Here is a 23,393-nt window from a genome sequence, read left to right as displayed (position 1 = left end):
TTAAACCATTGAGCCATGAATCCTCCCGTCGAAAAATTTCCCTCTCCCGCCGACCAGACAAGGGCGGCGCTGCTGCGCGCTGGCCTCAGGCTGTTCGGGCGCAAGGGCTTCGAGGGCACCTCGACGCGCGAGATCGCAGCCCTCGCCAAGGCCAACATAGGCTCGATCGCCTATCACTTCGGCGGCAAGGAAGGGTTGCATCTCGCCTGCGCCGATTTCATCGTCGAGACGATCCGGGGGATCACCGGCCCGGCGCTTGAACAGGCGTCGACGGCAACAACTCCAGAAGCTGCGGCCGGGCAGCTCGAACAGTCGATGGAGCGGATCGTCGGCTTTTTCGTCGCCAGCCCCGAGGTCGGCGATTTCGCCCAGTTCGTGCTGCGCGAACTGTCCGTCCCGAGCCCGGCGCTCGACCGTCTCTACACCGGCGTCTTCGAGCCGACCCACAGGCAGCTCTGCGCTATCTGGGAGCAGGCGACCGGCGAACCGGCGGAAGACGAGGCAACACGGATCCGCATGTTCATGCTGATCGGGCAGGTCGTCTATTTCCGTATTGCCCGGGAGGCCGTGTTCCGCCGCATGGACTGGACGGATGTCGGCCCCGATCAGGCGGCGCTGATCGCCTCGGTCGCGTCCGGCAACCTCTCGGCGATCCTCGCCAGCCGCAAGGGCAAAAAGCCATGAGCATCCTGTGTTCTCTCCCCTTCGCCGCGTCTCTTTTCACGGCCTGCGCCGGCCCGTCGCCACTCGCCGTCGGTTATGTCGAAGGCGATTTCGTGCTGCTCTCGCCGATCGAGGTGGCGCAGGTGGAGTCGCTGTCGGTCAAGCGCGGTGATCGCGTCGAGGCGGGTGCAACCGTCGCCGAAATGGAAACCGACGATGCGCGCATCGCTGTCAGCCAGGCCGAAGCCGCGCTGGCGCAGGCACAGGCGCAGCTTGCAAACCTTTTGATCGGCAAGCGGCCGGAAGAGATCGCGGTGCTGGAGGCGATGGTCATTTCGGCGAAGGCAGAGGCCGAGGAGAAACACCGCACGTTGGCGCGCATCGCCGACCTGCTCAAGCGCGGCACCGCCACGCAAGCCGCCTTCGATAGCGCACAGACCGCCGTCGAGGTCGCGGAGGCGCAGATCAACCAGACCGATGCCAATCTCGCGGTCGGCAAGCTGCCGGCGCGGCCGGAAGAAATCAAGGCGGCCGAAAGCCAGGTGAAAATGAACCAGACGGCTCTCGACCAGGCGCGCTGGCGTCTGTCGAAACGCTCGCTGACCGCACCGGCGCCCGGGCGCGTCGATGACGTGATCCGCAATCCCGGCGACGTCGCCAGCCCGTCCGCGCCCGTCATCTCCATGCTGCCGGATGGCGCGGTCAAGCTCTCGCTGTTCGTGCCCGAGCCGTCCTTCTCGAAGGTCGAGGTCGGCAAGATCCTGAACGTCCGCTGCGACGGCTGCCCGGACGGCCTGCAGGCCCGCATCAGCTATGTCTCGCCCGATCCCGAATTCACGCCGCCGGTGATCTACTCGCTCGAGACACGCCAGAAGCTCGTCTACCTCGTCGAGGCGCGCCCGATCGGCGACGCCTCGCCGCTGCAGCCGGGGCAGATCGTCGATGTGGAACTTAGTGAGTCGGGAATAGCGAATAGTGAGTAGTGAGTAGTGAGTAGGTGCATCAGGAAATGACCACGATGGCTTGGCACAAATTCACTAATCCCTACTCACTATGCCCGATTCACTCGCATGCCGGAGGCATGCGCTGATGGACGCCATCAACGTCACCAACCTCGTCAAGCGTTTCGGCGACAAGACAGTCGTCGACCACGTCACGATGCGCGTGGCGGAGGGCGAGATCGTCGGCTTCCTCGGCCCGAACGGCTCCGGCAAGACAACCACCATCCGCATCATGTGCGGCCTGCTGACACCCGACGAGGGCGAAGGCGAAGTTCTCGGCTACGACCTCAGGACCGAGAGCCTGAAGATCAAGCGCGAAGTCGGCTACATGACGCAGAAGTTCTCGTTCTACGAGGACCTGACGATCGCTGAAAACCTCGAATTCGTGGCGCGGCTCTATAACCTGAAACCCGTGTCGGAGCACGTCGACCGCACGCTCGGCGAACTCGGCCTGACGACCCGCCGCAACCAGCTTGCCGGCACGCTGTCGGGCGGCTGGAAGCAGCGTCTCGCGCTCGCCGCCTGCATCATGCACAAGCCGCGCCTGCTTCTGCTCGACGAGCCGACGGCCGGCGTCGACCCCAAGGCGCGGCGCGAGTTCTGGGACGAGATCCACCATCTGGCGCGTGGCGGGCTGACCGTGCTCGTCTCGACCCACTACATGGACGAGGCCGAGCGCTGCCACCGCATCAGCTACATCTCCTACGGCAAGATGCTGGCGTCGGGCAGCGTCGCCGACGTGGTGAAGAATGCCGGCCTGAGCACCTTCGTCGTCTCTGGCCCACGGCTCGACCAGGTGTCGGCGCTGCTCGACGGCCGGCCCGGCGTGGAACAGGTGGCCCCCTTCGGCGCAACCCTGCACGTGGTCGGTTCCGACAAGGCGCTTCTCGACCATTCGCTGGCCGACATCCGCGAACGCGAGGGCGTGACCGTCAAACCGGGCGAGACCAGCCTCGAAGACGTCTTTATCCAGTTCATGGCGAAGTCGAAGGACAACATGTCATGAACACCATCTTCTCCTTCGCCCGGCTCGGCGCGCTGCTGATCAAGGAGTTCATCCAGATGCGGCGCGACCGCATCACCTTCGCCATGATGCTTGGCGTACCGCTGGTCCAGCTCGTGCTGTTCGGCTACGCGATCAACAACGATCCCAAAAGCCTGCCGGCCGCGCTGGTCGCCACCAGCAACGACAACTACACCCGCGCCATCGTCTCCGCGTTGCAGATGACCGGCTACTATCGCTTCGACCATGTCGCGCAGAGCGAGGCCGAAGCCGAGGCGCTGATGGCCAACGGAACGGTGTCGTTCGTCGTGACCATCCCAGCCGACTTCGCGCGCCGCGTCGACAGCGGCAACAATCCGCAGATCCTGATCGAGGCCGACGCGACCGATCCGGCCGTGGCCAGCGGCGCCATCTCCACGCTCGGTACGGTGGCCCAGCGCGCGCTCCTGCGCGAGCAGGGCAAGCAGGCCGAGTTCGCCGTACAGGAACAGAGCCAGCTCGATGTCGTCGTGCACAAGCGCTACAATCCGGAAGCCATCTCGCAATACAACATCGTGCCCGGCCTGCTCGGCGTCATCCTGCAGATGACGATGGTGATGATGACGTCCATCGCGCTGACCCGCGAGACGGAGCGCGGCACGATGGAAAACCTGCTCGCCATGCCGGCCTCGCCGGTAGAGATCATGCTTGGCAAGGTGCTCCCCTATTTGGTTGTCGGCGCCGTGCAGGTCGCCGTCGTGCTCGTCGCATCGAAGCTGCTGTTCGCCATCCCGTTCCAGGGCTCGCTCTTTCTGCTTTTATCGGCGATCCTGATCTTCGTGCTCGCGCTCGTCCTGCTCGGCTACACCATTTCGACGATCGCCCGCACGCAGATGCAGGCGCTGCAGCTCACCTTCTTCTTCTTCCTGCCGTCGATCCTGCTTTCAGGTTTTATGTTCCCCTATCGCGGCATGCCGGGCTGGGCGCAGGTGTTCGGCGAAATCTTCCCGCTCACGCATTTCCTGCGCATCACGCGCGGCGTCATGCTGAAGGGAGCCGACTTCGCCGCCATCAGCGGAGAAGTCTTCGCGCTCTGCTTGTTCGTGGCGCTGTTCGCCGGGCTGGCGCTCTTCCGGTTCCGCCGCACGCTCGACTGAATTTTGCGCCCTGAAAGCTTTGTTGATGCAACTGCAAGCGCGGCGTCGCCGTTGCTGGCGACCGCAACCAACTGGAGTTTGCAAAGATGCGTAGGGTTTTGATTGGCGCGGCGCTGGCCGTCGGGCTCGGAGCCGCCGTGCCGGCGAATGCGCAGGATCTCGAATTCCGCGTGGGTCCGGACGGCCTGCGCATCGATCGCGATTGCAACCCTCGCTACGAGGAGTGCTATCGCGACGGCTATCGGTACAGCGAGGAACCGCGCCGCCGCTGTACCGAGGAGCGTGCCTTGAACAAGGCCGAGCGCATGGGCCTGCGCCGCGTCAGGGTCGAGGCCGCCGGTCGTCGAACAATCGAGGTGCGCGGGCGCGACCGCTACGGCGAGCGCGTCTTCATCACCTTCGGCCGCCAGCCGAGCTGCCCGGTCCTGAGTTAATCCGTTCCCAAGCGAACCGGACCGCGAAACGAGTGAGCCCGGCCTACGAGCCGGGCTCCAGTCAGCCATCCGATCAGCCCAGCAGTTCGCGCGTCCGCTTGTCGCCGCCGGCCTTGCGCCATGCGTTGAAACGGTGCGTGGCGGCGGCGAAGGAGATCTTCATCTGCCGCGCCACCGAGTAGCGGCTCGCACCCTCGTCGAACATGCGATAGCAGCACTCGACGCCCTCTTCCGAAAGCTTGCCGTCCACGGTCTTGTTGTGTGGGTTCGCCGGATCGAATCTTGGCACCGCGCTCTCGACCATCCCCTTCAGGCGATCGAGGTCGGCCTGTATGCCGGCGATCAGCTCGAGCAGCGCTTTTGGGTCGAACTGCTCCGCCTGCGGCTCCTGCTTTCCGTTTTTGTGCTTCGTCACAACCGATCTCCTATAGCAGCTTTTCGCCTATATAGGTGGAGATTAGGCTATAGTAAGATGCGATCTCCTGTTCTTTTGAAACGCATCGAAACACCGCGCGCCGCGCGGCGACATGCATGCGAAACAACCGTGTCGCAAAAGACACAGGCGGAAGGAAGTTTTCGCGCTGCCGACGAAAGGTCCCAAACCGGTCCTGATTCGGCCACGCTCGGGGGCGATCCAGACCGAAGATTAACATCGCGTTCACCGAAGATTCACGACTGACGCTTAAACATGTCTGCATTCGGAAGGGACATCCGAGCGACAGGGACCGGGTAGCATGACCATCTTGAGGCACATCACGCATTTCGCCTTCGCGGTTCGCGAATTCGTTGCGCCGACCTATCGACCCGAGCGCCATTACATGCGCGGCCCCGGCCCTGCCTGCGCGCGCCGCCAGTCCGGATCCTTCGGCACGCCCGCGACTTCGCACTGAGCCGCTCGCTCCGCTCGACCCTAGCGTCCCGGGACAGTCTGTCAGGGTCCGATCCAGCGTCGGGCCCTTTTAAATTGTGCGGACCGTCACTCCGGAACGCGGCTGCTCTCTGGACCAAGCCGCTTCGCTTGCGGATCGCCGCGCCATCGCGCAAACAGGCGTCGCAGTCCCGCAAACCCGTCTGACCGGCACCCATGCGCGCATCAATTCCTGCATCGGCCTTCGTGGCGGCGATCGTCGGCTTCGGCGGCACGCTGGCGATCATCATCGCCGCGTCCGACGCCGTCAGCGCCACGCAGTCGCAGACCGCCAGCGCCGTCACCGCGCTCTGCCTCGCCATGGCGGTGGAAAGCCTGTGGCTCTCCTGGCGCACCAAGATGCCGGTCATCAGCGCGTGGTCGACGCCCGGCGCTGCCCTCGTCGCGGCGTCCAGTGGCTACAACGTCAACGAGGCCGTCGGTGCCTTCATCATCGCCGCCGTCCTGCTTGTCGCCACCGGCCTGTTGGGACCGCTGACGCGCCTGATCGCGAAAATTCCGGCCTCGGTCGCCTCCGGCATGCTTGCCGGCATCGTCGTCACCTTCGCCATCAACGCGGTGAAGGCGGTTCCCGGCGACCCATGGTTCATCCTGCCGCTGATCGCGGCGTTCTTCGTCTTCCGGCTGGTCAATCCCGCGCTGTCGGTGCTGGCGGTGCTGGTCGGAGGCGGCGCGGCGGCGGCGCTCACCGGACGCGTCGGCGCGCTGCCAACCCCCGAGCTGTCGACGCTGACGCTGATCACGCCCGAGTTCTCGCTCGCCGCCGCCATCAGCCTGGCGCTGCCGCTCTATCTCGTTACCATGGCCTCGCAGAACCTGTCCGGCCTCGCCGTCCTGCGGGCGGCGGGCTATCACCCCGAGCCCGGCCCGCTGATCACCGTCACCGGGCTCGTCTCGCTAATCACCGCCCCTTTCGGCGCGCTGTCTAGCAACCTCGCGGCGATCTCTGCCGCCATCTGCACCGGCCCGGACGCGCACCCCGACCCGGCCGAGCGCTGGAAAACCGGGCCGTTCTATGCGCTGTTCTACCTGATTTTCGCGATCTTCGGCGCGTCGCTGGTCGCCATCTTTGCCGTGCTGCCGCAAAGCCTGATCGTGCTGGTGGCCGGCCTCGGCCTGCTGGCCCCTCTCGCCAACGCGCTGGCCATCGCGCTCAAGGACGATCACCAGCGCATCGCCGCCACCGTCACCTTCGCCGTCACCGCCTCGGGCGTCGCGCTGCTCGGCATCGGCTCCGCCTTCTGGGGTCTTCTCGCCGGCCTTGCCGTTCTCGGTCTCGAAAGTCTTAAAAAACGATAGCAAATTCAATACTTTATCCGGTTGTCGGCCGCGGTCCCTTGAATCGCCATTTTCCGCTTCCCATGTCGGAACGAGCAGCAAATTGTGCTGCCTCGAACCGAAGGAACGGGAGACGATGAACACGACTGCATTGATCCGTCCGGCCTGGACGCCGGCGACCATTGCTCTCATGGTGCTTGGCTTCGTGGTGTTTTGGCCGCTCGGCCTCGCCATGCTTGCCTACATCATCTGGGGCGACCGGCTTGACGGCTTCAAGCGCGACGTGAACCGGGCCACCGACGGCATCTTCGCCGGCTGCCGCCGCGGCGCCGACAAGGCGCAGCGCTGGGGCAACGGCCCTCGCGGGATGAGCCGGACCGGCAACGTCGCCTTCGACGACTGGCGCGACAAGGAACTGGAGCGCCTCGCCGAAGAGCGCCGCAAGCTGGACGACGCACTTGCGGAGTTCGACGAATACGCGCGCGAGCTGCGCCGCGCCAAGGACCAGGAAGAGTTCGACCGCTTCATGGCGAACCGCAACAGGTCCACGGCGCCCACCGTTCGCAAGAGCGACGGCGAGTCGGACAACCTGCTCGACGACTAATCTGTCTTCCGGCGAAACCAGCCGGAAATTGATGCAAGAAAACGGCGTCGCTGATCCAGTGGCGCCGTTTTTATTTCTTTTTTTCGCAGGCGGTTTCGGACCCCTATTCAACTAGAAAGAATCTTGTATCGTCCTCCACATGCCCATCGCGCTGTTGAGACGGACCTTCGCCAGAAAGAAGAAGACCAGCGTTTCGTTGGTCAAGGAATGTCTGCACGAAGTCGCCGGGCGAACGTTGCCCCTTCGCATCGTCGAAAACGACCGCGCAAGGCAGTTGACGCTCAGGATCGACGCCGGCGGCCGCTCCCTCAGGGTCACCATCCCCCCGGGCCTGGCCTCGGGAGAGGTCAACCGTTTCCTCAAGCGGCATCACGACTGGCTGGAAGAGAAGATTTCGCGCCTGCCGAAGCGCCCGCTGGTGCGCCCCGGTATCAGGATACCGCTGCGTGGCATCCCACACGTTATCGTGCATGAGCCCGGCCGGCGCGGCACTGTCACCGTCGGCAAGAAGGAAGACGGCACGCCTGCGCTCTTCGTCCATGGCGACCGCGAGCACCTGCCACGCCGCATTTCCGACTTCCTGAAAAAGCAGGCCAAGAAGGACATTGAGGCGCTGGTGCTGAAGCACACGACCGCCATAAACAAGCGCGCCAAGGCCGTCCGTTTCCGCGACACGTCGAGCCGCTGGGGCTCCTGCACGTCCGACGGCAAGCTCTCCTTCTCCTGGCGCATCATGATGGCGCCAAAACCCGTCATCAACTACCTCGTCGCCCACGAGGTCGCGCATCTCAAGCAGATGAACCACGGGCCGAAATTCTGGAAGCTCTGCGAAGAGCTCTGCCCTGACACCGAGCGCTGCAAGGACTGGCTGAAGCGCAACGGCAATGCCCTGCAGGCGATCCAGTTCGAGTAGGCTGGATCGGGGTGCTTCGTCTTCTGCTCTGCCTCATCGGCTGCTTCGCATGGTTTCCGGCGGCTTCCGTAACACAGGAGGCGCTTCAGAAAGACCATAGAGAAGTCGAGATCGCCGTACGCAGTTCCTACGTGCGGACTGCCCTGGCGCGTCATACCACGCTACACCTCAAGGTCACCGACTGCCGAGGGCGCGTGAAAAGGGATTTCATTCTTCTCTATTACGACGGCTTGCATGTAAACGGGACGTCGCCGGAGACAAGCAAGAGATTAAAGGAAGTTCTTCCATGGAACGGCTTGATCCGTCTCGTGGCGCAATTCCCTGAGAACCTGTTTTCCGAACGTGGAAAACTGTGCGGAGAACTTCATGGCGGCAGCATGATCGGCGTAGCGCTTCCGAAATACGAAGTCGAAATCATCGAATAGGTCAAGGCTGCGAGAAGTTCCGCGGGCCGGCACTTCGCCACATATATCCACCCGTTGACCGCACACCTTGTCCACCGGACGTCCGTTCGCCCCATCGCCGCAAAGACGTTGATGGATTTCGATGTGGGTTCGCCCAACCCATTGCACCGGGAAGAAAATCTACCCCATTTCTCCACGCCCTTTCGTCCTCCCGCATACTCCACCCCATCGCCCTGGTGCGCACCGGGTATCAGGGAGGGCGGCGGTGTCCGGGTTGGCCGCGCCGGGGCTGATCGCGAAAGGGCGGGAAACCGCTCTTTGCGATCATGCTCCATCGGTAGCGCGGTTTAGGGAGACGATCCCCAAGACCCGGGCCCGGCGATGTGTCTGGCCGGCGGCGAGCTTTTAGCCCCGACCGTCCCACCATCGTCGCGGTGAAAACATCGGCGGGGCGCGGAAGTCGCGCCACGTATTGCTAATTGAGAGGCTCGGCCCCGTGCCCCGCTTCCCGACTTCTCCCTCCGTGGCAGGGGGCGTTCTTTGACAGAAGCCAGACTGCGAAAGCAGGGCGTGGCAACGGTGAAACGCGGATACCCCTCCCCCTCGCGGGAGGGTGGACGACCGCCGCAGGTGGTCGGACGGGTGGGGTAGCCAGAGGCAGCGCTCGACCTTCGCGACTAGCCCATCCTCAACCCCACGAATGTGAGGGAGAGGTGGATCGGTCCGCAGGACCGAGACGGGGTGGGGGAGCAACGTATCAAGAAGGGCGAGACGGTTGATCAGTCAAAGACCTCCACTCCCCTTCGCTCCGCTCCCGCTTCGCAGGGGCGAGGAAAAAGCGCCCTCACTTCGTCTGCAGATAGCTCTCTAGCGAGTCGTCCATCGCCTCCATCCATTTGGTATGGTGCTTGGGCGCCATGGTGCCGGTCATCAGCGATTTGTAGGCGTTATCGCGGAAGCCCATGATGTCCTCCATCTTGTGGTGCTCCCACTCCATGAAGGTCTGGTTGGTCGCCTCAATGTCGAAGCTTGGATAGTCGGTGGCGTCGACCAGTTCCTGCGTGTAGTCGCCCTGGAACCAGATCATCTGTTCGGCGTCGGCCAGCGTCTCCTCGCGGTCTCGCCATTTCTGGCTGTCGGCGGCCATCGCGGCGGGCGAGGGCAGTTCGATCCGGCCGAGCATGACGTCGCGTGCGTACCAGGCCTGCGCGTCGAACATGTTGAAGGTGTAGAACTGGTCCTGCATGCCGATGTAGAACAGCGCCGGATTCTTCTCCCACACCACGCCCTTGTAGAGCCCAAGCGGCCACATGCGGTTGTTGGTCTTCAGCCTCAGATCGTCGGTCAGGAACGGGAAGTGGTGCAGATAGCCGGTGCACAGGATGATCGCATCGATCTCCTTGGTCGTGCCGTCCTTGAAATGCGCCGTCTTGCCGACGACCTTCGTCATCAGCGGCTTCTGCTCCCAGCCTTCCGGGAAGTTGAAGCCCATGGGTGCGGAGCGATAGGTGACGGTGATCGACTTCGCGCCGTATTTGTAACACTGCGAGCCGATGTCCTCGGCCGAATAGGAGCGCCCGACCACCATGACGTCCTTGCCCTTGAACTCGGTGGCGTCACGGAAGTCGTGGCTGTGCAGCACGCGGCCCTGGAAGGTTTCGAAGCCTTCGAAATAGGGAACGTTCGGCGTCGAGAAGTGGCCGCTCGCCACGACCACATAGTCGAATTCCTCCGAATAGGTGCGGTCGTTGGTGCGGTCATGCGCGGTGACGGTGAACGTCTTCGTCTCGTCCGACCAGGTGACCATGCGGACCGGCGAATTGAAGCGCACCCACGGACGCACGCCCGACTTCTCGACGCGTCCCTTGATGTAGTCCCACAGCACCGCGCGCGGCGGATAGGAGCCGATCGGCCGGCCGAAATGTTCCTCGAACGTGTAGTCGGCGAACTCCAGGCACTCCTTCGGCCCGTTGGACCAGAGGTAGCGATACATCGAGCCATGCACCGGGTCGCCGTGCTCGTCGAGGCCGGTGCGCCAGGTGTAGTTCCAGAGCCCGCCCCAATCCGACTGCTTCTCGAAGCAGACGACCTCGGGAATGTCGGCGCCCTTGTCAGCGGCCGACTTGAAGGCGCGAAGCTGCGCTAGGCCCGAAGGACCCGCGCCGATGACAGCTACACGCTTTTTCGCAATTCCCATCCCAGAATTCCCCATTGTCTTTATTGGAAAGAATTTTCACTGTGAGGACAATAAATTCTCCTGTAAGCCTGTCAATCACCGCCGCGCGCGAGATGGCAGGCATCCCGCTGCAGTTGCGGGGCGATCACTGCCAGTGCATATGAAGGGTATAAAAAATTCCTCGGAGTGAAGTAGCGCCAGCGAACTGATGAGGGGGACGATGACCGGCAAGGGCAGCACCATCAAGGCAGGAAAACCAGGAGCAGAGGAGGTAAAGCCGTTCAAACAGGCCGTCGCCGAAATCCATGCGATCCGTCCGCCGCTGACCCAGAATCCACATGCGGTGCGCGATCCCAAGGAGAAGGTGCTGGAAGTCGCGATCGGCCGTGAAGTGCGCGCCTTCCGCAAGAAGCTCGGCATTACGGTGGCCGACCTCGCCCAGGCGACGAACCTCTCGCTCGGAATGTTGTCCAAGATCGAGAATGGCATAACCTCGCCCTCGCTGACCACGCTGCAGGCGCTGTCACGCGCGCTCGGAGTGCCGGTGACAGCCTTCTTTCGCCGTTTCGAGGAAGAGCGCGGCGCCGTCTTCGTCAAGGCTGGAGAAGGCGTCGAGATCGAACGTCGCGGCACGCGGGCGGGGCACCAGTACAGCCTGCTTGGTCATGTCGATGCCAACACCAGCGGCGTGGTCGTCGAGCCCTATCTGATTTCGCTGACGGAACAGTCGGACGTCTTCCCGACTTTCCAGCACGAGGGCATGGAGTTCATTTACATGCTGGAGGGCGAGGTGGTCTACCGCCACGGCTCGCACCTTTTCCACATGCAGCCGGGCGACAGCCTGTTCTTCGACGCCGACGCGCCGCACGGGCCGGAGGAACTGACGAAGCTGCCGATGAAATATCTGTCGATCATTTCCTACCCGCAGCGCAGCCAGGGCGACTGACTTCGCGGCGGCACGCGGTTGCGATTGAGTTTTTCGCGCGGTGGGGACAGAATAAGGCAAAGGCCGGTCAACGGTCGCAGGCTCCAGGAAACGTCGCGGGTAGGTCATGTCCGAGATCGCCTCGATTGCCGCCGCTATCTTCAAGCGCGCGGGAAAGTCGCAACGCTTCGTTGTTGGGATTGCAGGCCCACCCGGTTCGGGAAAGTCCACGCTCGCCGAGCGACTGCACGAAGTGCTGCCCGAACATGCTTCGGCGGTCGTTCCGATGGACGGGTTTCATTTCGACGATGTGGTGCTCAACCAGCGGGGGCTGCGGCAGCGCAAGGGCGCGCCGGAGACCTTCGACTATGCCGGCTTCGCCACGCTCCTGAAACGCATCCGGGCCGGTGAGCCTGACGTCGCCATACCCGTGTTCGACCGTTCCATGGAACTGTCGCGTGCCGGCGCGGCCATTGTCGGTCCCGAGCTGAAATTCATCCTTGTCGAAGGCAATTACCTGCTGCTCGACGAGGAGCCGTGGTCGAGCCTGGGCTCGCTTTTCGACTTCACCATCTTCGTGGATGTGCCTCGCGCTGAACTCGAGCGCCGCCTGATGGAACGGTGGCGCGGACACGGCAAGTCCGACGAGGATGCACGCGCTTGGATCGCGTCCAACGACATGCCCAACATCGAACGCGTGCTCTCCTGTCGCCGGCCGGCCGATCTGGTCATTGGTGGATGAGCGCAAGCGGCGCGGGGAACAAAAGCGCAGCATCTGCCGTTGTAGGCGTTGCTATCCGGGCACGCCGACATTTGCGAGCTTATCCGGATAAGAGGCGGCAATCATGCCGTATTGGCCAAAGGAAGAGGGCAATGGCTACAAAAGCGAAGACCGTGAAAGCTCCATCGAAATCTGCTGCGGCGAAAATGGCATCCAAGCCAACTTCCGCCAAGCCAGCCGCAGCCAAGGACAGCAAAACGTTCGGCAAGGCAGCGCCGAAGACGGTCAAGCCGGCGGCGAAGACGTCCGCCGCTGCGCCTTCGAAAGCTGCCAAGCCCGCCGCCGCGAAACCTAAGGCTGAAAAGCCATCTATTGCGAAGCGCGTTATAAGCAAGGTTGCCAGCACCGCGACCGGCGCTGCGGCCGGAGTGGTGGCAGCCGCCACCTCCGTCGTCGGAAAGCGCGGCTCGACCGCCAAGCCAAAAGGCAAATAGGCCTTCGAGTTTAGAGCTTACGGCCGTGCGGGTATATTCAGGCCTCGCTGCACGGCCGGACGTTCCAATACCCGATTGAGCCACGCGTCCACATTCGGAAAACTGTCATAGCCAACGATCTCGCGCGCGCCGTAGAAGCCAATGAGATTGCGCACCCATCCGACGTGGGCGATGTCGGCGATCGTATACTCATCGCCCATTAACCACTTGCGGCCGGTCAGGCGGGTTTCCATCACGCCCAGCAGGCGCTTCGATTCATCGGCATAGCGATTCAGAGGACGCTTGTCGGTGATGTCCTTACCGGCGAACTTGTAGAAAAAACCCAACTGACCGAACATCGGACCGATGCTTGCCATCTGGAAGAACACCCACTGAATCGCTTCATAGCGACCCGCAGGATCGGTGGGCAGGAGACGACCTGTCTTCTCCGCCAGATAGATCAGGATCGCGCCGGATTCGAACAACCCGATCGGCTTGCCTCCCGGACCATCCGGATCGATGATCGCCGGAATCTTGCCGTTGGGGTTGAGCGAGAGGAACTCCGGCGTCCAGCTTTCGTTCTTCATGATATCGACGAGATGGGGCTCGTAGTCGAGCCCGAGTTCCTCCAGCGCGATCGAGACCTTCACGCCGTTCGGCGTCGGCAATGAATAGAGCTGGATGCGGTCCGGATGAGCGGGCTTCCAGCGGTTTGCGATCGGAAATGCGGAAAGATCGGTCATGTCGGCTCCGGATACAGCGTGAAGGCTAGCTGGAAGTAGGCGAGTATCCGTGGCGTTCAATAGAGGCGCGTCAGGACGCAGCCTTGAACGCGACCACGGCGTTGGTGCCACCGAAGGCAAAGCCGTTGCTGATGGCCGCACGCACCTTGCGTTCGCGGGCCACATTCGGCGTTACGTCAAGATCGCAGTCCGGGTCGGGCTCGCGATAGTTGGCGGTAGGCGGAATCAGGCCTTCGCGGATCGCCATGACGCAAGCGATCATTTCGATCGCGCCTGACGCGCCGAGGCAATGCGCGTGCATGGATTTTGTCGAGGACACAGAGAGCTTGCGTGCGTGGTCGCCGAACACCTGCTTGATCGCGGTGGTTTCGATCTGGTCGTTTGCCTTGGTGCCGGTGCCATGCGCGTTCAGATAGTCGATATCTTCCGGATTGAGCCCGGCATCGGCCAGACACGCGCTCATCGCAGCGGCAGGCCCTTCGACCGTCGGCGCCACGATGTCGGAAGCGTCGGCCGACATGCCAATTCCGGCAAGCTCGGCCAGAATGGTCGCGCCCCGCGCCTTGGCGTGCTCGTAGGTTTCCAGGACGGCTATCCCCGCGCCCTCGCCCATGACGACGCCCTGGCGATCGGCCGAAAACGGCCGGCAGGTATCGGGAGAGACGATGCGAAGCGCCTCCCAGCCTTTCAGCACGCCCCAGACAAGCGGCGCCTCCGTGCCTCCGGCGATCATGACATCGGCGCGGCCGAGCAGGAGCTGGTCCATCGCGGTGGCGAAGGCATGATTGGAAGACGAGCAGGCGGAGGTCACGCCGAAGGTTGGCCCGCGCAGGCCGAGATTCATGCTGATCTGCCCGGCCGCCGCACCTGGCATGATCTTGGGCACCGCGAAGATTTCGGCCCGCGATTTATGATCGACGAGCAGTTTGCGATAATTCTCGTCGGCCGTTGCGGCACCCATGACCCCGACGCCGACCATGGCGCCGACGCGATGGCCGTTCTTCTCGTCGATCCGCAGCCCGGACTGCGCCATCGCCTCGTTCGCCGCGATCACCGCCAGCAGGCTGAAGCGGTCCATGGAGACCGTCCGTCGCCGATCAATCCCATGTTCCGGCAACTGCTTGATCTGGCTGCCGGTCTTGATCTTGTTATCGCTGAGCGCCTCGCCGTCCAGCGGTCCGATCGCCGAGCGGCCGTCTCGCATTGCCTTCCAGATCGATGGAACGTCATTGCCGAGCCCGCAGAGCCCGCCCATTCCGGTGACGACGATGCGCTTGCGCATTGGGGGGCTTTTCGCAGTCAGGCTTTCTTGTCGATCAGGGCGCGGACAGCCTCGACCATGTCCTGCACGGTCTTCAAGTTGCTCCACGCTTCGACGGTGTTCATCTGGATCTCGATGCCATAGGCTTCTTCCAGGTCGAAGATGATTTCGGTCAGTTCAAGCGAATGAATACCGAGCGCGGTAAGCTCGGTGTCCGGCCCGATGTCCCCGACCGAGGGGTCGGCATGGGCCTTGACCTTCTCAATGATGTCTTCGGCTAGCTTGTCGGCCATTGCGTCCTTCCAGATATTCGTATCGATCCAACATCGAAGGCGTTGTATCGACCGGCTTCCCTTCCGACGCGCCCCTCCGCGCCACCCCTCATAGCCAAGGGCGTATGGAACTCTATAGAAAGCCGGGCGGCGGGAAGCAATAAGGGAAGTTCTCGACAAACCGGCTGGCGTAACGGACGATGCCGGCAAAGGATCGCATGCATGTTGATGCCGATAAACGAGGTCATGGAGCTTTCCGCCCAGCGGGTGAATGCACAGGCGCTGCTTGCCGTGCGCCATTCCGAGGGCCGAAGCCGCGTGCATAGGCTCTATCAGGAGGGGGCGGCCAAAATCCGCCTGCCGGAAGTCAGGGACGATCCGCTCGAGGCCATCCTGATCAACACAGCAGGCGGGCTGACGGGCGGCGACCGCATCGCTTGGGAGATCGAGGCGGCTACGGGGGCGTCGGTGACGGTTACAACGCAGGCGTGTGAAAAACTTTACCGCTCGCGCTCCGGCCGTGCCCGCGTCGATGTCCGCCTGTCGGCAGCCTCGCATGGCAGCGTCGCCTGGCTGCCTCAGGAAACCATTGTCTATGACGGGTCCTCCATGAGCAGAAGGCTCGAAGTCGATCTCGAAGAAGGCGCTCGGGCCCTGATCGTCGAGTCAACGCTGTTCGGACGCAAGGCAATGGGCGAGGTGGTGACCCGGGCGCTTTTCCGCGACCGCTGGCGGATTCGTTGCAACGGCCGGCTCGTCCATGCGGAAGAATTCGCCGTCGGACCGGATGTGGCGGCCACGCTGTCGCGGCCTGCCGCTATGCGCGGTTCGCTGGCCGTCGCCACCCTGCTCCTGATCGCACCCGACGCCGAGATGCTGCTGTCCGAGGCGCTCGCCATCGCCGGAGACGAAGGCGGCGCCAGCTTCTGGAGAGTGGCCGGAACTGGCAAGCTTCTTGCGAGGCTCCAGGCCGGGGACGGCTACAGCCTGCGCAAGAGGCTGGCGCCTTTGGTGGGCCTGCTCAACGGTAAGGCAGGCTTGCCCAAGATTTGGACACTCTAAGGAAGCTGCATGAATCTCACGCCGAGGGAAAAAGACAAGCTGCTGATCGCCATGGCCGCGATCGTGGCGCGCAAGCGGCTGGAACGCGGCGTCAAACTCAATCACCCGGAAGCCATCGCCCTGATCACGGATTTCGTTGTGGAAGGCGCTCGCGACGGCCGTTCCGTCGCCGACCTGATGGAGGCCGGCGCACATGTGGTTTCCCGCGCGCAGGTAATGGAGGGCATAGCGGAGATGATCCATGACGTGCAGGTCGAGGCGACCTTCCCTGACGGCACCAAGCTCGTCACCGTCCACCATCCCATAAGGTAAATCGCATCATGCTGGACCTGCGGCCTAACTGCGAATGCTGCGACCGGGACCTGCCGCCAGACGCGAGCAACGCCATGATCTGCACCTTCGAATGCACGTTCTGCACAGACTGCGCCACCGGCAAGCTAGGCGGATACTGCCCCAACTGCGGCGGCAACCTCGTTGCACGACCCATAAGGCCGGCCGCCGCGCTGGCAAGACATCCAGCCTCAACCAAACGCATACTCAAGGCAGAAGGCTGCGCGCCGAAGGCAGCCTGAAGGCAATTCCGAAGAGAGACACTCGCCAATGTTCAAACGTCTTGCTGCCACCGCTGTAGTGTTAGCCCTATCAGCCGCTCCAGCTTTTGCGCATCTAAACCCGGAAGAGCACGGCTCCTTCATGGCCGGCGTTTCCCACCCACTCTTCGGCTTGGACCATATCCTAGCCATGGTCGCGGTCGGCCTCTGGGCGGCCCTGCTGGCGCAGAGCGAGGATCGCCGCGCCTTGTGGCTGGTGCCGTCAGCTTTCGTGGGGACCATGTGCCTCGGGTTCCTTGCAGCGCTTCTCGGCCTGCCCCTCCCCTTCGTGGAGCCCGTTATCCTCGCCTCTGTGGTCGTCATCGGCCTGCTCGCAGCGGTTGCGCTCAATGTTCCGACCGGAATGGCGATGGCGTTGGTCGGCTTCTTCGCCTTTTTCCACGGCCACGCGCATGGCGGCGAGCTCGGAAGGGCGACAGCGCTTTCCTACGGAATGGGTTTTGCGATCTCGACCGCGCTCCTGCATATCGTCGGTATCGCCATCGGCCTCGGGCTCGGACGCGTTGTCGGTCGGGGTACTGGTCGCACGGCAACCCGCATCGCCGGCGGAGCGACCGCGCTTGCCGGCATCTGGCTCGTCCTCGCTGGTTAAGGGAGAGCATCATGATCCTCGGAGGCCTCGTTCCCGGCGAAATCATCACCGCTCCCGGCGAGATCGAGCTCAATGCAGGTGCCCCGACCGTCACGCTGAAGGTCTCTAACACAGGCGACCGGCCCATCCAGGTCGGCAGCCACTATCACTTCTACGAAACGAACGAAGGGCTTGTCTTCGAGCGGGACAAGGCGCGCGGCATGCGGCTCGACATCGCCGCCGGAACCGCAGTGCGGTTCGAGCCGGGGCAGGAGCGCGACGTGACACTGGTTCCTCTTTCGGGCGGTCGTACCGTCTACGGTTTCCAGCAGAAGATCATGGGGAAGCTCTGATCGATGGCGGCAAAGCTCGCGGCAGCGCCTGAGCTATCCGGCCGGTTTCGCCGCGGCGAAGATGACAACGCCGTTGGCGTCGTCGAATTCAACCGCCAGCACGTCGCGCATCAGGATCTGCCGCGAGTCCACCGCGTGGTAAAGCATCGCGTTGCCTTCGATCTCCTTGCGCAGTTCCGTGATCTCCGCCTCGTGCTCCTTCAGCTTCGCGGTGATCTCGGGCGGCGGGCCACCTTCGGCCTGCACCGCGTCGGCAAGAAAGACGATGTCCACCCGGTCGAGGTTGGAAGCCTTGCGGACGAGGGAAATGGATTCGCCCGTCTTCTCGATCGCCGAGATGACCCTTCCAGGATCCGCCGCGGCTTCGACTTCCTCTTCCTGCACTTCGGTGCCGATGATCGTGTCCAGCGCCTCCTGAGTCGCAGGCGACTGTTGGGCATATCCCGGGGCAACCGCAAAAATCATCGTCGCCGCGAGCGGCGCGATCACTGCACGTCTTCCGTTCATCATCGTTTCGTCCGGTCTCCGTTTCGTCGTCCAGCCACACTGCATGCTGAATGTGGCAATGGCGTTACCGCGCGACCGGTTCCGGAATTTTCGCCCCACCCTCTTCCGACGCTTCAGGGAGCCTGACTGCTCATGCCCGCTAAAATCTCCCGCGCCGCCTATGCACAGATGTTCGGCCCGACCGTCGGCGACAAGGTGCGGCTGGCGGACACGGAACTTTTCATCGAGGTTGAGAAGGACTTCACCGTCTATGGCGAGGAGGTGAAGTTCGGCGGCGGCAAGGTGATCCGCGACGGCATGGGCCAGAGCCAGGCGACACGGGCCGAGGGCGCCGTCGATACCGTCATCACCAATGCGCTGATCGTCGACCACACCGGCATCTACAAGGCTGACGTGGGGCTGAAGGAAGGTCGCATCCACGCGATCGGCAAGGCCGGCAACCCGGACACCCAGCCGGGCGTGACAATCATCGTCGGTCCTTCCACAGAGGCGATCGCCGGCGAGGGGAAAATCCTGACGGCCGGCGGCATGGACGCGCATATCCACTTCATCTGCCCCCAGCAGATCGAGGAAGCGCTGATGTCCGGCCTAACCTGCATGCTCGGCGGCGGCACGGGACCGGCGCACGGTACGCTGGCCACCACCTGCACCGGCGCATGGCACATCGAGCGCATGATCGAAAGTTTCGACGCCTTCCCGATGAACCTCGCGCTGGCCGGCAAGGGCAACGCTTCGCTGCCCGCGCCGCTGGAGGAGATGATCCTGTCGGGCGCTTCCGCGCTCAAGCTGCACGAAGACTGGGGCACAACGCCCGCCGCCATCGACAACTGCCTAACTGTTGCCGACGGGTACGACGTGCAGGTGATGATCCACACCGACACGCTGAACGAAAGCGGATTCGTCGAGAATACCGTTGCGGCGATCAAGGGCCGAACGATCCACGCCTTCCACACGGAGGGGGCGGGGGGCGGCCACGCGCCCGATATCATCAAGGTCGCGGCCTTCCCGAACGTTATCCCGTCCTCGACCAATCCGACGCGGCCCTACACGGTCAACACGCTGGCCGAGCATCTCGATATGCTCATGGTCTGCCACCATCTTTCGCCGTCGATCCCCGAGGACATCGCCTTTGCCGAAAGCCGCATTCGCAAGGAAACCATCGCAGCTGAGGACATCCTGCACGACATCGGCGCGTTCTCGATCATTTCGTCCGACAGCCAGGCTATGGGCCGCGTCGGGGAGGTTGCGATCCGTACATGGCAGACCGCTGACAAGATGAAGCGCCAGCGCGGCCGACTGGCGGACGAGACAGGCGACAACGATAATTTCCGCGTCCGCCGCTACATCGCGAAGTACACGATCAACCCGGCAATCGCGCACGGGCTGAGCCACGAGATCGGCTCAGTCGAGGTCGGCAAGCGCGCCGACCTCGTGTTGTGGAATCCTGCCTTCTTCGGCGTGAAGCCCGACATGGTTTTGCTGGGCGGCTCGATCGCCGCCGCGCCGATGGGCGACCCCAACGCCTCGATCCCGACGCCCCAACCAATGCACTACCGGCCGATGTTCGCCGCCTATGGCAAGCTGCGCACCAGCTCGTCCGTCACCTTCGTCAGCCAGGCGTCTCTGGACGCAGGCCTGTCGCAGCGCCTCGGCGTGGCAAAGAAGCTGGTGGCCGTGAAGAATACGCGCGGCGGCATCGGCAAGGCTGCCATGAAGCTCAACACGGCGACGCCGCACATCGATGTCGATCCGGAAACCTACGAGGTGCGGGCAGACGGCGAGTTGCTAACATGCCAGCCGGCGACAGTGCTGCCGATGGCGCAGCGGTATTTCCTGTTCTGAGCCGCGGTTTCTCAGCCCAGTCCGTTGGTGCGACCTCAAAGGCATTTGCCCGAACTGGTCGTTCTGGCGCATGATGTCGGCAGCAACCAACGAAATGATCGCATCATGAAACTCTCGCTCAACACCGACTTCACCAAATTTCCGCGCGCCGTATCGGTGGCGTCCGCCGGGGTCCCGGGCCAGATCGCCGGGCGGGCGGTTCTGGCGCATGACGAGCGGCATCTGCGTCGCCGCGCCATCGAGCTGGCGGACGGCAGCAAGGTGCTGGTCGACCTGCTGGAGCCGGTGACGCTGGCAGACGGCGATCGGCTGGTGCTGGAGGACGGCCGCCAGATCGAGATCGGCGCCGCGCCGGAAGAGCTGTACGACATTCGCGCGCGTAACGCGGTGCACCTGTCCGAACTGGCCTGGCATATCGGCAACAGGCATCTGGCAGCTGCCATTTCGGCAGAACGCATACTCATCCTGCGCGACCATGTGATCAAGGACATGCTGGAGGGGCTGGGCGCCGTCGTGACGGATGTCGTGGAACCCTTTTCGCCGGTGCGCGGGGCCTATTCGGGGCATGCACATGGCCATGATCATGGCCACCATGATGACCATGACCATCATCACGCGCACGATGACGGACACCATCATGACCATCACCATGGTCATGTTCACGGGCATGGTCATGGGCATCACGACCACCACCATGGCGAGCGCGACGCCTATGGCCGGCTGCCCGGCGATCCGCACTATGGCCACAACCATGGCTGACGCTGCCGCGCAGCTTCGGCTGCTGGCATTCCTGTCGCCGGCCTTCCCGGTCGGCGGCTTCTCCTACAGCCACGGGCTGGAGCGAGCGGCGCATGATGAACTGCTGCCCGATGCCGAGGCGCTGCGGGAATGGCTGCACGATCTGCTCGTCTTCGGTTCCGGGTGGAACGATGCCGTTCTGTTTGCCGAGGCACATCGCCGGGCGCGACAGGACGGCGACCTGTTCGACCTTGCCGAGCTTGCCGAAGCGCTCGCCGGGTCGGAAGAACGTCATCGCGAGTCGATGTTGCAGGGCGCGGCTTTTCTTGCTGCCGCGCGCGCATGGCCGCATCCGGTCATCGATCGTTTGCCGGCTGAATGTCCCTATTGCGTGGCCGCAAGCGCAATCCTCGGGGCGCATGGTGTCGCGCTGGAGACAGCGCTCGGCGCATGGCTCCAGGCGTTTTCGATGAACCTCATACAGGCGGCGATCCGGCTCGGTGTTACCGGCCAGCAGGGCGCTATGGCAACTCTCGCCGCGCTTGAGCCCACCATCACACAGGCAGCCGGCCGCGCCGAACGCTCGGCGCTCGACGACCTCGGTTCGGCAGCGCTGCTGTCGGAGATCGTCGCCATGAAACATGAAGTCCAGCATTCGAGGCTTTTCCGCTCATGACCTCCAAAACCGGACCCCTTCGCATCGGTATCGGCGGGCCAGTCGGTTCCGGCAAGACGACGCTGACGGAAAAGCTCTGCAAGGCGCTGCGCGACCGCTATTCCATCGCCGTCGTCACCAACGATATCTACACCAAGGAAGACGCGATGATCCTGGCGCGGCTGCAGGCGCTGCCGGAGGAACGCATCATGGGTGTGGAGACCGGCGGCTGTCCTCACACCGCGATCCGCGAGGATGCCTCGATCAATCTGCAGGCAATCGCCGAGATGAACAGGAAATTCCCCGACCTCGACATCGTCTTCATCGAATCGGGTGGCGACAATCTTGCGGCGACCTTCTCCCCTGATCTCGCCGACATCACGCTTTACGTCATCTCGGTCTGCCAGGGCGAGGAAATCCCGCGAAAGGGCGGGCCCGGCATCACGCGCTCCGACTTCCTCGTCATCAACAAGAGCGACCTTGCGCCCTATGTGAACGTAAACCTCGACGTCATGGAAAGCGACGCAGCGCGGCAGCGCGGCAAGCGGCCGTTCGGCTTCACCGACCTGTCGCGCGGCAAGGGGCTGGACGAGGTCATCGACTTCATCGTCGAGACGGGCGGCCTGCCAGTCACGCAGGTCGCTGCGGAATAGGCGGCGGCGACCTCAGTAGCTCAACTTCGGATACCAGTCCGGGTCGCGCCCTTCGGGGGTCAGGTCGAGAATCGACCACAGCGACGCGATATCGGGCGCGTTACGCGGATCCTGTCCGGGATCGGCCATGTCCCGGGTCATGACCGACGCCCAGAACAGCCTAACCTTGTCGCCGTCGCGCCGGTAGACCACCAGCGCCGGGTTTTCGCTGCCGTCATCGTTGATCAGGTCGAGATCGTTGGCGTAGTCGTCGCCGACCGTCTGCACGAAATCGAGGTTCGACCAGCCCCGCTCAGCGGCGAAGGCAAGCTGGCGTTCGACAGGACTGCGCCCCAGGATCTTCAACGATACACGCTGCGCGATATCCGCGCCGTTGCCGTTCACCGCACCCAGCCAGTTGGTGCACATCGAGCATGGACGCGCGCGCTGCGGTCCGTACATCCAGAAATAGGCGACCAACGTGTGCTTGTCGCCGAACAGATCGATCAGACCCAGTTCGTCGCCATTGGCATCCCGGAATCGATAGTCCTTCTCGATCACCGGGCCGGGCGGAAGCGAGCGCCGCTGCTCCACCAGTCTGGTCATATGACGGCGGAATTCGATCTCTTCAACCAGAAGTGCGCGACGTGCCTCCTGGTACGCGGCGCTCTCTCCGGGAAAGTGGGGATATGGAAGGCGGGCCAGTTCGCCGGCGGGCGTAAGAACGGATTTTTCCATGCTCTTTCTCCTTTCGGTTTATTCCTCAAGGACGAATGGCCGTGCGCGGTTCCGACATCCTGGCTCGAAAGAAGCGGCTAAAGCAGACCGAGCAGGCGTCTCACATCTTCGGCTGTGGCGGCGACAAGCGCGCCCTCGGGACCCTTCATCGGCCGTTCCGGCCAGAAGATGGTGCGCATGCCGGCGGCAAGTCCGGCGCGCGAGCCGGTAAAGCTGTCTTCCATCACGAATGTATCGGCCGGATCGATACCGGTAAGCCAGGCCGCACGAAGGAAAGGCTCGGGATGCGGCTTGCCCTCGGCGACGTCGTTGCGTGACACCGTCTTGAAGCCCGGCTCGACGATGCCGACTGCGCGCAGATTAGCATCGACGATCAGGCGGTCGGAGTTCGACACGATCGCCTGCGCCACGCCGAGGCGTTGCAGATCGCGGAAAATCTCCAATGCACCGGGACGCGGCTTCAGCCTCGGCGCATGTTCGAGGTAGTAGCTGTATTTCCGCCTGATCCAATCATCGTAAGGGAGTTTCAGGCCGAACTCGTCGCGCATCATTTCGTAGACAGGCCATGCGGCAATGCCGAGCACTCGTTCGTGCAGATCGGCAGGTGGAGCGATGCCAACGCTCCTCATGGCCGACACAAGCGCTTCGTCATGAAGCGGCTCGCTGTCGATCAGCGTGCCGTCCATGTCCCAGTAAACCGCCTTTGGCGTCATCGTGCGTTCCTTGTTCCTCCCCCCCTTCTGCACATT

The 23,393-nt window shown here is 63.3% G+C and carries 30 protein-coding genes; 22 read left to right on the top strand and 8 right to left on the bottom strand.

Translation table 11 applies throughout. From position 1 onward, the window contains the following. Window positions 1-15: 15 nt before the first annotated feature. The 5 genes from ABMA32_RS01345 (at window position 16) to ABMA32_RS01325 (ending at window position 4,237) form a co-directional block, all read left to right on the top strand. On the top strand, window positions 16-684 hold the full coding sequence (locus tag ABMA32_RS01345) for a CerR family C-terminal domain-containing protein (protein WP_349011932.1): 669 nt from the start codon (window positions 16-18) through the stop codon (window positions 682-684). Beyond that, the gene (locus ABMA32_RS01340) at window positions 681-1,646 is read left to right on the top strand and encodes an HlyD family secretion protein (RefSeq protein WP_349011931.1); all 966 of its coding nucleotides are present in this window, start codon (window positions 681-683) and stop codon (window positions 1,644-1,646) included. The genes ABMA32_RS01345 and ABMA32_RS01340 overlap by 4 nt, the downstream gene beginning before the upstream one ends. A gap of 106 nt (window positions 1,647-1,752) precedes the next feature. Then, complete coding sequence (locus tag ABMA32_RS01335) at window positions 1,753-2,670, top strand: ABC transporter ATP-binding protein (protein ID WP_349011930.1); 918 nt, start codon at window positions 1,753-1,755, stop codon at window positions 2,668-2,670. Continuing rightward, window positions 2,667-3,803 (top strand): ABC transporter permease, encoded by a 1,137-nt coding sequence (locus ABMA32_RS01330; RefSeq protein WP_349011929.1) that lies wholly within the window; start codon window positions 2,667-2,669, stop codon window positions 3,801-3,803. Before ABMA32_RS01335 ends, ABMA32_RS01330 begins: the two co-directional genes overlap by 4 nt. An 86-nt stretch (window positions 3,804-3,889) precedes the next feature. Further along, complete coding sequence (locus ABMA32_RS01325; protein WP_349011928.1) at window positions 3,890-4,237, top strand: hypothetical protein; 348 nt, start codon at window positions 3,890-3,892, stop codon at window positions 4,235-4,237. Window positions 4,238-4,310: 73 nt separating this feature from the next. Here the strand turns inward: ABMA32_RS01325 and ABMA32_RS01320 are convergent, their stop codons facing one another. After that, window positions 4,311-4,652: a hypothetical protein gene (locus tag ABMA32_RS01320; protein ID WP_349011927.1), complete on the bottom strand. Its 342-nt coding sequence runs from the start codon at window positions 4,650-4,652 to the stop codon at window positions 4,311-4,313. A 319-nt stretch (window positions 4,653-4,971) separates the two neighbouring features. On the opposite strand from ABMA32_RS01320, the gene ABMA32_RS01315 reads away from it, so the two are divergent. The 5 genes from ABMA32_RS01315 to ABMA32_RS01295 all read left to right on the top strand — a co-directional run bounded on the left by ABMA32_RS01315 (window position 4,972) and on the right by ABMA32_RS01295 (window position 8,385). Further along, the gene (locus ABMA32_RS01315) at window positions 4,972-5,127 is read left to right on the top strand and encodes a hypothetical protein (RefSeq protein ID WP_292766943.1); all 156 of its coding nucleotides are present in this window, start codon (window positions 4,972-4,974) and stop codon (window positions 5,125-5,127) included. A 194-nt stretch (window positions 5,128-5,321) separates the two neighbouring features. Then, window positions 5,322-6,464: a benzoate/H(+) symporter BenE family transporter gene (locus ABMA32_RS01310; protein WP_349011926.1), complete on the top strand. Its 1,143-nt coding sequence runs from the start codon at window positions 5,322-5,324 to the stop codon at window positions 6,462-6,464. A gap of 115 nt (window positions 6,465-6,579) precedes the next feature. Then, complete coding sequence (locus ABMA32_RS01305; protein ID WP_349011925.1) at window positions 6,580-7,047, top strand: DUF2852 domain-containing protein; 468 nt, start codon at window positions 6,580-6,582, stop codon at window positions 7,045-7,047. A 139-nt stretch (window positions 7,048-7,186) separates the two neighbouring features. Beyond that, the gene (locus ABMA32_RS01300; protein ID WP_349011924.1) at window positions 7,187-7,960 is read left to right on the top strand and encodes a M48 family metallopeptidase; all 774 of its coding nucleotides are present in this window, start codon (window positions 7,187-7,189) and stop codon (window positions 7,958-7,960) included. Window positions 7,961-7,971: 11 nt separating this feature from the next. Beyond that, complete coding sequence (locus ABMA32_RS01295) at window positions 7,972-8,385, top strand: hypothetical protein (protein ID WP_349011923.1); 414 nt, start codon at window positions 7,972-7,974, stop codon at window positions 8,383-8,385. A gap of 823 nt (window positions 8,386-9,208) precedes the next feature. Here ABMA32_RS01295 and ABMA32_RS01290 read toward each other — a convergent pair. Further along, complete coding sequence (locus ABMA32_RS01290; RefSeq protein ID WP_349011922.1) at window positions 9,209-10,561, bottom strand: NAD(P)-binding domain-containing protein; 1,353 nt, start codon at window positions 10,559-10,561, stop codon at window positions 9,209-9,211. A gap of 199 nt (window positions 10,562-10,760) precedes the next feature. Here ABMA32_RS01290 and ABMA32_RS01285 point away from each other — a divergent pair, with 199 nt between their 5' ends. The 3 genes from ABMA32_RS01285 to ABMA32_RS01275 all read left to right on the top strand — a co-directional run bounded on the left by ABMA32_RS01285 (window position 10,761) and on the right by ABMA32_RS01275 (window position 12,680). After that, the gene (locus ABMA32_RS01285) at window positions 10,761-11,486 is read left to right on the top strand and encodes a helix-turn-helix domain-containing protein (RefSeq protein WP_349011921.1); all 726 of its coding nucleotides are present in this window, start codon (window positions 10,761-10,763) and stop codon (window positions 11,484-11,486) included. Window positions 11,487-11,592: 106 nt separating this feature from the next. Beyond that, the gene (locus tag ABMA32_RS01280) at window positions 11,593-12,207 is read left to right on the top strand and encodes a nucleoside triphosphate hydrolase (RefSeq protein WP_349011920.1); all 615 of its coding nucleotides are present in this window, start codon (window positions 11,593-11,595) and stop codon (window positions 12,205-12,207) included. A gap of 131 nt (window positions 12,208-12,338) precedes the next feature. Then, window positions 12,339-12,680, top strand: a complete 342-nt coding sequence (locus tag ABMA32_RS01275; RefSeq protein WP_349011919.1) for a hypothetical protein — start codon at window positions 12,339-12,341, stop codon at window positions 12,678-12,680. Window positions 12,681-12,697: 17 nt separating this feature from the next. Here the strand turns inward: ABMA32_RS01275 and ABMA32_RS01270 are convergent, their stop codons facing one another. The 3 genes from ABMA32_RS01270 to ABMA32_RS01260 all read right to left on the bottom strand — a co-directional run bounded on the left by ABMA32_RS01270 (window position 12,698) and on the right by ABMA32_RS01260 (window position 14,956). Continuing rightward, a complete protein-coding gene (locus ABMA32_RS01270) occupies window positions 12,698-13,402 on the bottom strand; it encodes a glutathione binding-like protein (protein ID WP_349011918.1) in 705 nt (234 codons plus the stop codon). 70 nt (window positions 13,403-13,472) lie between these two features. Next, window positions 13,473-14,684, bottom strand: a complete 1,212-nt coding sequence (locus ABMA32_RS01265) for a beta-ketoacyl-[acyl-carrier-protein] synthase family protein (RefSeq protein WP_349011917.1) — start codon at window positions 14,682-14,684, stop codon at window positions 13,473-13,475. A 17-nt stretch (window positions 14,685-14,701) separates the two neighbouring features. After that, window positions 14,702-14,956 carry an acyl carrier protein gene (locus ABMA32_RS01260; protein WP_349011916.1) on the bottom strand — a complete coding sequence of 85 codons (255 nt, stop codon included), beginning with the start codon at window positions 14,954-14,956 and terminating at the stop codon, window positions 14,702-14,704. Window positions 14,957-15,157: 201 nt separating this feature from the next. On the opposite strand from ABMA32_RS01260, the gene ABMA32_RS01255 reads away from it, so the two are divergent. Genes ABMA32_RS01255 through ABMA32_RS01235 form a run of 5 tightly spaced genes read left to right on the top strand, consistent with a single transcriptional unit; the run spans window position 15,158 to window position 17,532 of the window. Next, complete coding sequence (locus ABMA32_RS01255) at window positions 15,158-15,997, top strand: urease accessory protein UreD (protein ID WP_349011915.1); 840 nt, start codon at window positions 15,158-15,160, stop codon at window positions 15,995-15,997. Window positions 15,998-16,006: 9 nt separating this feature from the next. After that, window positions 16,007-16,309 carry an urease subunit gamma gene (locus tag ABMA32_RS01250; protein ID WP_349011914.1) on the top strand — a complete coding sequence of 101 codons (303 nt, stop codon included), beginning with the start codon at window positions 16,007-16,009 and terminating at the stop codon, window positions 16,307-16,309. Window positions 16,310-16,317: 8 nt separating this feature from the next. Further along, complete coding sequence (locus tag ABMA32_RS01245) at window positions 16,318-16,569, top strand: DUF1272 domain-containing protein (protein ID WP_349011913.1); 252 nt, start codon at window positions 16,318-16,320, stop codon at window positions 16,567-16,569. A 28-nt stretch (window positions 16,570-16,597) separates the two neighbouring features. Next, window positions 16,598-17,200: a HupE/UreJ family protein gene (locus tag ABMA32_RS01240; protein WP_349011912.1), complete on the top strand. Its 603-nt coding sequence runs from the start codon at window positions 16,598-16,600 to the stop codon at window positions 17,198-17,200. A gap of 11 nt (window positions 17,201-17,211) precedes the next feature. Next, window positions 17,212-17,532: an urease subunit beta gene (locus ABMA32_RS01235; RefSeq protein ID WP_349011911.1), complete on the top strand. Its 321-nt coding sequence runs from the start codon at window positions 17,212-17,214 to the stop codon at window positions 17,530-17,532. Window positions 17,533-17,565: 33 nt separating this feature from the next. Here the strand turns inward: ABMA32_RS01235 and ABMA32_RS01230 are convergent, their stop codons facing one another. Continuing rightward, the gene (locus tag ABMA32_RS01230; RefSeq protein ID WP_349011910.1) at window positions 17,566-18,042 is read right to left on the bottom strand and encodes a hypothetical protein; all 477 of its coding nucleotides are present in this window, start codon (window positions 18,040-18,042) and stop codon (window positions 17,566-17,568) included. Between the two features lie 129 nt (window positions 18,043-18,171). Between ABMA32_RS01230 and ureC the strand changes: the two genes are divergently transcribed. From ureC to ureG, 4 genes are all read left to right on the top strand, one after another. Next, a complete protein-coding gene (gene ureC / locus ABMA32_RS01225; protein WP_349011909.1) occupies window positions 18,172-19,881 on the top strand; it encodes an urease subunit alpha in 1,710 nt (569 codons plus the stop codon). Window positions 19,882-19,986: 105 nt separating this feature from the next. Next, the gene (locus ABMA32_RS01220) at window positions 19,987-20,640 is read left to right on the top strand and encodes an urease accessory protein UreE (RefSeq protein ID WP_349013296.1); all 654 of its coding nucleotides are present in this window, start codon (window positions 19,987-19,989) and stop codon (window positions 20,638-20,640) included. Next, window positions 20,549-21,295, top strand: a complete 747-nt coding sequence (locus tag ABMA32_RS01215) for an urease accessory protein UreF (protein ID WP_425475489.1) — start codon at window positions 20,549-20,551, stop codon at window positions 21,293-21,295. The genes ABMA32_RS01220 and ABMA32_RS01215 overlap by 92 nt, the downstream gene beginning before the upstream one ends. Further along, a complete protein-coding gene (gene ureG / locus ABMA32_RS01210; protein WP_349011908.1) occupies window positions 21,292-21,927 on the top strand; it encodes an urease accessory protein UreG in 636 nt (211 codons plus the stop codon). The genes ABMA32_RS01215 and ureG overlap by 4 nt, the downstream gene beginning before the upstream one ends. 12 nt (window positions 21,928-21,939) lie before the next feature. Here ureG and ABMA32_RS01205 read toward each other — a convergent pair whose 3' ends face one another. Together ABMA32_RS01205 and ABMA32_RS01200 are read right to left on the bottom strand one after the other, a co-directional pair. Next, window positions 21,940-22,644: a DUF899 family protein gene (locus ABMA32_RS01205; protein WP_349011907.1), complete on the bottom strand. Its 705-nt coding sequence runs from the start codon at window positions 22,642-22,644 to the stop codon at window positions 21,940-21,942. Between the two features lie 77 nt (window positions 22,645-22,721). Beyond that, a complete protein-coding gene (locus ABMA32_RS01200) occupies window positions 22,722-23,357 on the bottom strand; it encodes an HAD family hydrolase (protein ID WP_349011906.1) in 636 nt (211 codons plus the stop codon). Window positions 23,358-23,393 lie beyond the last annotated feature (36 nt).

The sequence above is a fragment of the Mesorhizobium quangtriensis genome (assembly GCF_040081925.1).
GTDB lineage: Bacteria > Pseudomonadota > Alphaproteobacteria > Rhizobiales > Rhizobiaceae > Mesorhizobium_K > Mesorhizobium_K quangtriensis.
Note: the sequence above shows the minus strand (reverse complement) of the source record. Positions and strands in the feature narration are given on the sequence as shown.